Here is a 459-nt window from a genome sequence, read left to right as displayed (position 1 = left end):
CCCCCTTCCCCGCCTTCCCGACCGACCTGCAGGCGCAGTTCATGGGCCTGATGACCATGGCCAAGGGCAAATCGCGCATCACCGAGACGATCTTCGAAAACCGCTTCATGCATGTGCAGGAGCTTGCCCGCCTCGGCGCCCACATCACGCTTTCCGGCCAGACGGCGATCGTCGACGGCGTCGCCAAGCTCAAGGGCGCTCCCGTCATGGCGACCGACCTGCGCGCCTCGGTGTCGCTGGTGATCGCCGGCCTTGCCGCCGAGGGCGAGACGACGGTCAACCGCGTCTACCACCTCGACCGCGGCTTCGAGCGGCTGGAAGAGAAGCTCTCGGGCTGCGGCGCGGTGATCGAGCGCATTTCGGGCTGACGTACCGCGGCATTCTTTCCCAGCGGTTGCGCCGAGCGGAAAGACCGCATAACAGAACGTTGAATTGTCAACGTTCAGGTGCGTATTCCGC

General features: G+C 65.1%; 1 pseudogene. It reads left to right on the top strand.

Features of this window, described 5'->3' with window-relative positions:
• Positions 1-368, top strand: a pseudogene (locus EOA24_RS40715) (UDP-N-acetylglucosamine 1-carboxyvinyltransferase); the annotation flags it as partial.
• Between the last annotated feature and the right edge of the window lie 91 nt (positions 369-459).

The sequence above is a fragment of the Mesorhizobium sp. M2A.F.Ca.ET.039.01.1.1 genome, assembly GCF_003998035.1.
Lineage (GTDB): Bacteria > Pseudomonadota > Alphaproteobacteria > Rhizobiales > Rhizobiaceae > Mesorhizobium.
Note: the sequence above shows the minus strand (reverse complement) of the source record. Positions and strands in the feature narration are given on the sequence as shown.